The sequence below is a fragment of the Clostridium sp. ATCC 25772 genome, assembly GCF_001573875.1.
GTDB classification, from domain to species: Bacteria; Bacillota; Clostridia; order Clostridiales; family Clostridiaceae; genus Clostridium_J; species Clostridium_J senegalense.
In genome coordinates this window covers 1-7,138 of sequence record NZ_LFRG01000081.1, presented here as the reverse complement: position 1 = coordinate 7,138, position 7,138 = coordinate 1, and the positions used below count along the sequence as shown (strand labels likewise).

Annotated in this window: 3 protein-coding genes; all 3 read left to right on the top strand. The window is 28.3% G+C overall.

Annotated features, from left to right (window positions below; genetic code table 11):
- The first annotated feature begins 407 nt into the window (after nucleotides 1–407).
- The 3 genes from AZI32_RS16540 to AZI32_RS16530 all read left to right on the top strand — a co-directional run bounded on the left by AZI32_RS16540 (nucleotide 408) and on the right by AZI32_RS16530 (nucleotide 6,827).
- Nucleotides 408–2,450 carry a methyl-accepting chemotaxis protein gene (locus tag AZI32_RS16540; RefSeq protein WP_061997000.1) on the top strand — a complete coding sequence of 681 codons (2,043 nt, stop codon included), beginning with the start codon at nucleotides 408–410 and terminating at the stop codon, nucleotides 2,448–2,450.
- Nucleotides 2,451–5,185: 2,735 nt separating this feature from the next.
- On the top strand, nucleotides 5,186–5,593 hold the full coding sequence (locus tag AZI32_RS16535; RefSeq protein WP_061996998.1) for a C-GCAxxG-C-C family (seleno)protein: 408 nt from the start codon (nucleotides 5,186–5,188) through the stop codon (nucleotides 5,591–5,593).
- A 358-nt stretch (nucleotides 5,594–5,951) separates the two neighbouring features.
- Nucleotides 5,952–6,827, top strand: a complete 876-nt coding sequence (locus AZI32_RS16530) for a DNA-3-methyladenine glycosylase (RefSeq protein ID WP_061996996.1) — start codon at nucleotides 5,952–5,954, stop codon at nucleotides 6,825–6,827.
- Nucleotides 6,828–7,138: the final 311 nt, after the last annotated feature.

Below are 7,138 nucleotides of genomic sequence, written 5' to 3'. Positions count from 1 at the left end.
TATTCAATAACTTTAAAATATTTTTATACAAAATGTAGTGTTGAATTCTAAGCGATTCAGAGCATGTCTCACTATTTTGGGTATCCAAGTTTTGGAATGGATAATTTTAAAAGTCAACTTGGAACCCTATAACTCCTTTTATAAAATTGCATAATGTATTTTTATTTTGAGTTATGATGTGTATTTAAAAAACTACATGCCATAACTTTAATAATTTATAGAGATAAAATTTGAGATTAACATTATAATAATTTTAAATGGAAATTAGTAGAAAGCTGCTAACTAATAGTAAAATATTAGTCTTAAATTTTCTCATTTATATTATGTAATTTTATATTTAAATTAGAGTAATTACTTATTAATTTGATTAAAAGTTTTAAAGGATATGGATAAATGGTGGTGTATTTATGAAAGCAAAAAAAGTAAGTTTTTTAAGAGGTAGAAGAAGTATTAAAACTCAAATGATAACCAAGATTGTTGGAGCATTTTTATGTGTATTAATTGCAATATTAATATCGGTAACTATTTTAGCAAGTCGAATTTTAGTTGATAATTCTAAACAAACACTTAAAAATATTGTAAACCAAACATCTCATCTGGTTTATAAATATGCAGAAGATTGTTTAGAAATCACTGAAATTTTAAGTGATAATACTTCTATAAAAGATGCTAATATAAGCAACGAAAAAAAGTTAGATGTATTAAAGTATTCTGTTAAAAAATATGATTTATTATCAATTGGATTTACAGATAAAAATGGAAAGTTATATGCTACAAGTACATCAGAAATACTTGATTCATCAAAGGAAAAGTATTTTCAGGCATCAATTAAAGGTGAAAAATATGTAAGCTCTACAGAGTTCTCAGAACTCTTTAATAAGTACATAGTTACATATAGTGTACCAGTTAAAAGTGGCAATGAAATAATAGGGGTAGTGAGCATAATTCAAGATGCAGCTAAAATAACAGAATCACTTAAAGAAGCCCAGTACGGAAAAAGTGGTGCTGTTTATGTTATCGATAGTACCGGTGCAACTATTCTAAGTAATGATTTTAATGATATAGAATCTAAGGAAAATATAATAGAGGAAGCAAAAAGTGATAAAGAAGTTGAAAACATTGCAAAATATCATAGAAAACTTTTAAATGGAGAATCTGGTGTCGGTGATTATACATATCATGGAAGGACAAAATATCTAGCATACCAACCAATAGAGGGCACAGAAGGTTGGGGAGTTTGTATGCTTATAGACAAGGATGAAGTTTTACAAAGTTTATCTAAATTACAAATGGTATTAGTTATAACAATAATTATTGCTTTAATAATTGCTATAGATGTTAGTATGAAGATTGCTATTAATTTTACAAAAGCATTAACTAAGATAAAAGATGCTGTAAAAACTATAGAAAATGGTGATTTTACTATGACCCTTACAGATAAAGATTTGAGTTATAATGATGAGATTGGAGATATTTATAGATCCATAAAGGAAAGTAAAGCTTCTATGGCAGAATTAATAAAATCTGTTAGAGATAACTCAAAAATAATTAATGAACAAGCATTAGTTCTTCAAGATACATCAAATAATCTTTTATCAGGTTCATCTAATATAGTTTATGCAGTTCAAGAAGCAGCTAAGGGCAATGATGAGCAAAGCAGTCATTTGTCATTAATAAATGAATCTATGAATAATTTTTCAGAAAAAATTGTTGAAATGGACAAGGCTGTTAAAAATATAAGCGAAATGGCTATGTTAATCGGTGAAAATGCTGATGAAAGCAATAAGGATATGAAAGATTTAGTTAAATCTATAGAAAGGTTTAATGAAAACTTTAAAGGATTTACATCAGTTATTTATAGTATGAATACGAAAATAAAATCGGTAAATGAAATAACTACAGTAATAAGTGCTATAGCTGGGCAAACCAACTTATTAGCACTAAATGCAGCGATAGAGGCTGCTAGAGCAGGTGAAGCAGGACAAGGATTTTCAGTTGTAGCAGATGAAATAAGAAAACTTGCAGAGAAAAGTAAAGAGTCAGTAGTGGAAATTACTAAAGTTATTGAAATTGTATTAGAAGAAAGTAATAAGATATATGTTAGTACAGAAGATATGCAAAAGGATATAGAAGGTCAAAGAGGAAATGTTGATAAGGCAATTAAGTCTTTTGAAACTATATCATTAAATATAAAAGAAACAATTCCTAAAATAGAGATGGTAAGTGAAAGTTCAGGAGATATAAATAAAGAAGGGGAAGTTATTGCAGACAGACTTGATAATGCAACAGCAATATCTGAAGAAATTTCAGCAACAACTGAAGAAATATCTGCATCAACAGAAGAATTTAATAGTTCAAGTGAAGAGGTTAATAATGCAGCGGAAAAATTACTGGATTTAGCAATGGAACTTAATAAGAAAATGGAGATATTTAAATTAGAAGAAAACTAAAGCTTAATTAGTTAAAAGTTAAGAATTAACAGTTGAAAGTTAAGGAAGAAACTGGAGTTTAGTTAGTTAAGAGTTAAGAATTAATAATTAAGAGTTTAGGAGGAAACTGGACTGCCAGTTTCTTTTGAATTAGAAGGAGTAAAATTTGAGTTTGAGATATAAAACAAACAAAGTTATATTCAAAATGTACGGCCGTAACAAATTATAATTGACAATGGACAAAGGATAATTGACAATGGTGGAGGAAACTGGGCTGCCAGTTTCTTTTGAATTAGAAAGAGTAAATTCTAGGTTCGAGAGATTAAACTAAACAAAAGCTAAAATCCAATTTTGCAACCGTAACAAATGGGACAGGTACGAATGGTTTAATTACATAAAATAGAGAGTAGCTCTTTGAATTTAGTTACCATAATAAAAAGAGTTAGCCAGTCCCTTAAATAGTTAAGAAGTTTAAAGAAATTGACAATGGACAAAGGACAATTGACAATGTTGGTTGAAACTGGACTGCCAGTTTCTTTTGAATTAGAAGGAGTAAATTCTAGGTTCGAGAGATTAAACTAAACAAAAGCTAAAATCCAATTTTGCAACCGTAACAAATGGGACAGGCACGAATGGTTTAATTACATAAAATAGAGAGTAGCTCTTTGAATTTAGTTACCATGCATAAAAAAGTTAGCCAGTCCCTTAAATAGTTAAGAAGTTTAAAGAAATTGACAATGGACAAAGGACAATTGACAATGGTGGAGGAAACTGGACTACCAGTTTCTTTAGATTAGGGGAAGTAAAATTTGAGTTTGAGAAATAAAACTAACTAAATGTAAAATCAAAATGTACAGCCATAACAAATGGGACAGGCACGAATGGTTTAATTACATAAAATAGAGAGTAGCTCTTTGAATTTAGTTACCATAATAAAAAGAGTTAGCCAGTCCCTTAAATAGTTAAGAAGTTTAAAGAAATTGACAATGGACAAAAGACAATTGACAATGTTGGTTGAAACTGGACTGCCAGTTTCTTTTGAATTAGAAGGAGTAAAGTCTAGGTTCGAGAAATAAAACTAACTAAAACTATATTCAAAGGTCACAGCCGTAACAAATGGGACAGGCACGAATGGTTTAATTACATAAAATAGAGAGTAGCTCTTTGAATTTAGTTACCATAATAAAAAGAGTTAGCCAGTCCCTTAAATAGTTAAGAAGTTTAAAGAAATTGACAATGGACAAAAGACAATTGACAATGTTGGTTGAAACTGGACTGCCAGTTTCTTTTGAATTAGAAGGAGTAAAGTCTAGGTTTAGGATATAAAACAAACAAAAGTTATATTCAAAGGTCACAGCCGTAACAAATTATATAATTGACAATGGACAAAGGATAATTGACAATGGTGGAGGAAACTGGACTACCAGTTTCTTTAGATTAGGGGAAGTAAAATTTGAGTTTGAGAGGTTAAACTAACTAAAGTTAAAATCAAAATATACAGCCGTAACAAGAAGGACAGGCGTATCGAAGTATAATTTCCTTAAGTTATTTTCACAGTGAAATCGAAAGATTATCAATAAAATCTAAAGTAACCAAAGCCGGTCCTTAAAATAGTAGCTTTGCTGCGTAGATGTTCGGGACTGGCTTTGAGTTATTGTGTTAGTAGTATAAAGTTAGAAGAGAATCGAGTGTTAGCGAAGTAAATAAATTTACCGTGCCTGTCCCATTTGTAATGGAGCGAACACTAGGAGTAATTGCTTGTTTAGGTGTTTGGGACCGACTTCGAGCAGTATTGTAGATAAGCTAAAATTAATAGAAGCATCTATCCCAAAGTATAGTAAAGTAGCCAACTACGCGTCTGTCCCTCTTGTGATGGAGGTAGAACTTTGGGTGATTACTTACTTAGAAGTTTTGCTTTTGTAGATTCAAAATACGTTGAGAATTACTAGGAGCAAAGCGAGTAGTAATAACCACAACTGTTCACTGTTAACTATTCACTTTTAACTGAAAAAGTCCCATTTGTGATGGAGCCAACGCTAGTAGTAATTGTTTATTTTATTATGGGGATAAAATAAAAAAATTAAGGATTAAGAATTAGGAATTAAGAATTTACGAGGAAAGTGGTAACCACTTTCTTTTTAATCTATCAATATAATTTGCTTTGCAAATTTATATAAAAGTACGTTTAGTATTAATAGGAGCAAAGCGAGTAGTAATAACCACAACTGTTCACTGTTAACTATTCACTTTTAACTATAAAAATCCCACAACCATTCACTTAATGTTCATAATTTATGATAATATAATATGTATACGCAAAATCGTAGTGTTTTCTTGTAATTAAGTAGAGGATTCCAAGTTGACTCTTAAATTTATTTATTCCAAAACATAAATTTTTGTTATCAGCTGAGAAAATAAGTGTAAATATATTTAGTTAAGAACCACAACTATTCACTCTTAACTTTTAACTAAAATAATCTGTTAGTTATTGATAAAATATTAATTTGAATTTTCTCATTTGATAAATGAATAAGTTTAAGATTTAATTTGGAACCCTATAACTTTCCATAATATATTAATCATATTAAATTAAATAATAGATAAATAGATTTTTATTATTTGTTAATAGGGGCTATTATTTTTTTTATAGGTCTTATTTAAAGATTTTACATAGGTTATAATAATGAATATATAAATGCAAAACTTTTATAGAAATTGCAAGAATAATTTAGTTTTGTGTTGAAGGAGTGTTTTTTATGTTGATAGATACAGTTAAAAAATATTATGAAAAAGAATATGATTTAAATTGTGCAGAGACAATTATATATGCAGCAAATGAGGAATATGGTTTAAATCTTTCACATCAAACTCTTAAAACTATGGCTGCCTTTGGTGGTGGAATGGCTGTAGAAAGCACTTGTGGAGTAATTACAGGTTCTATAGCAGTACTTGGAATTATGTTTACAAAGGAAAAAGCACATGAAAGCGATAGAATTAAGCTGTTAACTCAAGAGTTTATAGATACTTTTGTAAGTGAATTAAAAACAGAAAGTTGTGCAAGACTAAAAAATAGATATAGAGATGATGAAAAAAGATGTTCAGACATTGTGTTTAAAGGCGCAGAAATATTAGATAACATAGTTAATAAAAATAAAGCAAAGTAAGAATTACATATTATAGGGTATATAATACTTAATATTAACTTATACATAAAAATTTTGATATCAATTAAGAATGTTCATATCTTAAAAAGGTTGATAATCAAATTTAAAACATTAGCAAATTTCTTTAAGATATTTTTTGAAATTTGCTTTATAAATTGAATTTTATAATAAATAATTTCAATTTTATATTAGATGTTTGTATATGCAATCTCAATTATTTTAAAGATTTTAAGACAAAAATGATGTTTTATGGAAAGTTGCTTAATTACAAGAGAACATTAAAAAATAAAAGATTAAGATTCAATGAATAAAGTGATACTTTGAGGTGCATACCTATATTTGTGGAAGAGGTGATTTTGTGGATTTTAAAGAAGTTTTAGAATTTGATAATAAAATTGTATTAAAGGATGTTGAAAACTTTGAACTTAAGGATATATTTGATTGTGGTCAGTGCTTTAGGTGGAATAAAACAAAAGATAATACTTATATAGGAGTTGCTTATAATAAGGTTATTGAAATAGAAAAAGAAGGCAATAATGTTATTATACATAACTCTAACATAAAGGATTTTAATGAAATTTGGTGTGAGTACTTTGATTTGAAAAGAAATTATTCAGAAATAAAAGAAGAACTTAAAAAGGATTCAATATTGGCTACAGCTGTTGCTTTTGGCGAAGGTATCAGAATATTAAAGCAAGAGCCTTTTGAAATATTAATTTCATTTATAGTATCAGCTAATAATAGAATACCAATGATTAAAAGAGCTATAAATAACATAAGCAAAGAATATGGAAATGAGTTAGAGTATAAAGGTGAAAAGTATTATTCATTTCCATCAGTAGATAGACTTATAGAAGCTTCACAAGAAGACATAGAAAAAATGGGTGTTGGGTTTAGAGCTAAATACATAGTGGATTCTATAGAGAAAGTTTATAATAATGTTTACAATTTAGAGGAAATAAAATCAATGGATGATGATGGATGTCATGAAGGGTTAAAACAGTTTAATGGTGTTGGTCCTAAGGTGGCAGATTGTATAATGTTATTCTCTATGCAAAAATATTCATCATTTCCTGTAGATGTATGGGTTAAAAGAGCAATGCAACATTTTTATGTGGCACCAGATGTATCATTGCCGAAAATAAGAATGTTTGCAAGAGATAAATTTGGAAATTTAGCCGGTTTTGCTCAACAATATTTGTTTTTCTATGCAAGAGAAAATAAAATAATATAGAAATTTTAAAAGTCAAATTGGAACTTTATATAGGGAAACAAGCTCCACTTTAAACTTATTCATCAAATTTTTGTTATCAGTTGAGAAAAATAAGTACAAATATAGTTAGTTAAGAATTATGAATTAAGAATTTAGGATGAAAGTGGCAACCACTTTCTGAAAATGATTTTAAAAAATATATCAATATAATTTGCTTTGCAAATTTATAAAAAGATATGTTGAAAATTACTAGGAACGAAGTGAGTAGTAATAACCACAATTGTTCACTATTCACTCTTAACTTTTAACTAAAATAATCTGTTAGTTATTGA

Coding starts and splice junctions, on each gene's coding strand:
- AZI32_RS16540 (WP_061997000.1), top strand. CDS start 408: ATGAAAGCAAAAAAAGTAAGTTTTTTAAGAGGTAGAAGAAGTATTAAA.
- AZI32_RS16535 (WP_061996998.1), top strand. CDS start 5,186: ATGTTGATAGATACAGTTAAAAAATATTATGAAAAAGAATATGATTTA.